This window comes from Caulobacter sp. DWR1-3-2b1, from assembly GCF_049895765.1.
In the GTDB taxonomy this organism is placed as follows: Bacteria; Pseudomonadota; Alphaproteobacteria; order Caulobacterales; family Caulobacteraceae; genus Caulobacter.
Map to the genome: position 1 here is coordinate 1 of NZ_JAFCSZ010000066.1, position 2509 is coordinate 2509.

The following is a 2509-nucleotide window of genomic DNA, read 5'->3' on the forward strand; positions in this document are numbered from 1 at the left end:
CGCGTCTTCGGGCATCACTCGTCTCCTGTCTCGAGGAGGACGTGGCCGACCCACGCTCCTCTTCAAACAGGAGAACCCCGCCGCTCATCTTCGACGAACAAACACCCTTCCCGCGCTAGAGCCCTTTCCGACCTGATGGCTTCATCAGGGTCGGGCAAAAAAGGCTCTAAATCAGAAGTTTAGAGCATTTTTCGATCCGATAAGCGTTTCACACTTATCGGAAAATGCTCTAGCGGGTTAGTACTTCGCCCCTTAGCAGGCATTAGCCGAGTCTGATTTGGGGCAAAGGCTCCCAAGGGTCGGACAAACTCACTGGGGTCGAAATTGGCTTCATTTCTAATGGCTCAGTTCGTCAGGATGGCGGAGTGCGCTGCATCTCACCCAACGCGACACGACCAACTTCAGCAGCCCCTTCCGCTGACCCTAATTTGGTGCAGCACTAGGTCTCGCTAGCAGACCATCCAGCGGTTGCAGCACGCCGTTGCTGGCCAGGACTTCTTGTCCCGTCAGGCGCGCGCTGGCGCCGTCCGAGGCGGTAACGATGAGATCATTGCCACTGCGGGTGAATGTCAAAAGGCTCCCGCCCATGGTCCGCATCTGCGCGCCCTTACTTCCAGGCCGGTCGACGGCCCCGATGATGTCGGCGCGGGTGAGAGCGCCGGGGACGATGTGAGCGCGCAGCAGGGCCGCGCCCTCGGCCTTCATCGCTGCGTCCGTGAAGTCCGCCCCCCCCGCGCCTTTAAGCGCATCGTCCGCTGGAGCGAACAGCGTGTATGGACCTACCCCTTCCAGGGCTCCCATCAAGCCGGAGTTGTTCAGCACCTTTGCCAGACCGGCATGCGCTACCCCCGCCTTGAGCGTTGCCGCCAGCGTCAGCTTTGTTGCGCCGGCTTGCGCTTCCGCGGTGGAGTTTTCCTGTCCGGTCGCGTCAGGGCGGTCACCGCAGCCGGCGAGCGTGAAAACGGCGAGAGTTGTCAGCGCGAGGCGCGTGAGTGTTCGCATGGTCAAGGTCCTACTCAGCGCTTTTGGGCCAGCAGCTGGATGACCGCCATGATCATCTGCGTCTTCGGATTCACCTGATAGATGGCGCCATCGTTGTAGCGGTAGGTGGTGTTGGCGGTGTCGGGATACTGGTCCCTGTACGCGTAGGGCACGTTGTAAACGTCATAGCCGCTGGGCAGCCGTTGACCCACCGCTGCCGATTGCCCCGTCACGAGCGCGACCACCTGCTGGATCATCGCGGTCTTCGGATCGACGCCATAGATCGCGCCGTCCGCATATCGATAATCGGAGCTGTCATTCAGCCGGTAGTAGTCAAGCTGAGAGCGTGGCGCAGGTTCGTAGCGGTACTGGGTAGGCCAGGGGTTTCCCACAGAAAGCGCGCCACCCAAGGCCGGCAGATACCCGAGCAGCGAGCCTTGCCGGTCGTAGCGGTATTGATACCCGTCGTCATACCGATGCACGAAGCCGTCGTTGGCTTGGCCCCAGCCGAAATCATAGCGCGCGCGTTGCGCCTTCTTGGCCTGGCCGGGTGGCAGGCAGCCATTGTTCTTCTTGGCCAGGCCGGGAGGACAGCCCTTGATCAGGCCGTAGGCCCGATACTGATCGTGGTCCCGATCTCGTTCGCGATTGGACCCCGCATACTCGCGGCCTCGGCCGCGGTCATCATCGCGTTCGGCCTGCTGGTATCGGTTCTCGCCTTTGTCGCCGCGATCTTCGTCGCCGCGGTCCTTGTGCTTGTTGCCCTTACCGCCGTTGCCAAGATGGTCTTTGTGACCTTGTGCGTGTTCTCCCCCGCCACCCTTGCCTTCCTTCCCCGGCTTGTCCCCCCCATGCCCCTGCGCAAGTGCCTGTGACGCGCTAACCGTAAGCAGCAGCGCAGCGGGAAGGGTGAGCAACTTGAGCATGGTTTTGTCTTTCATGGCCACGCTTGAACGTTCTGTCCCTGACAAGGTTGCCGATAGAGGTCTGCTGCCCACCGAGGCTGTGTAAAAACGTCGGGCAGAGCCCGCTCACGAAAGAAAACTTTCGCGTCCCGGTCGGCCGCCATGCGCGACAAAGCGCCAGATCAGCTATTTCGTGACCCGGTCAACGGGCACCTCCAGGTCCGAAACGCGTTTTTACACAGCCTCCACCCTTCACAGACCTTGGCGACGTCCGCTTGCGGGCCAGGGGTCGAATGTCTGGTTTCGGGTGGTGGCCTGATTTCCGCTGCTGTTCAGGTTTCTTGGACGCCCGCCAGGCGCGGCGACGGGGCTGACCCCGAGGGCGGGTGTTTGAGAAGTCTGACCCGCGGGATGGCGGTAGCAGCCTATGGGGATTTGAGCGGCGCGCTGTGTGGCGGGCCACGTGGAAGGCGCGGTTCAGCGAGCGCGGCGTCACCGCGTTGAACGAGGTCAGCCGGTTGGGAAACAGCCACACCGGCGGCCGCGCCACCTTCCACCAGTTGCGCAGGGCGGCCAGCAGATGCGGCGAGAGCAGCGCGTCACGATCGCGCCGTCCCTTGCCC

Annotated in this window: 2 protein-coding genes; both read right to left on the bottom strand. The window is 62.5% G+C overall.

Features of this window, described 5'->3' with window-relative positions; genetic code table 11:
• Nucleotides 1-423: 423 nt before the first annotated feature.
• Nucleotides 424-1002: a fasciclin domain-containing protein gene (locus tag ACP69S_RS21970; protein ID WP_426000842.1), complete on the bottom strand. Its 579-nt coding sequence runs from the start codon at nucleotides 1000-1002 to the stop codon at nucleotides 424-426.
• A 14-nt stretch (nucleotides 1003-1016) separates the two neighbouring features.
• The gene (locus ACP69S_RS21975) at nucleotides 1017-1922 is read right to left on the bottom strand and encodes a hypothetical protein (protein ID WP_426000844.1); all 906 of its coding nucleotides are present in this window, start codon (nucleotides 1920-1922) and stop codon (nucleotides 1017-1019) included.
• Nucleotides 1923-2509: the final 587 nt, after the last annotated feature.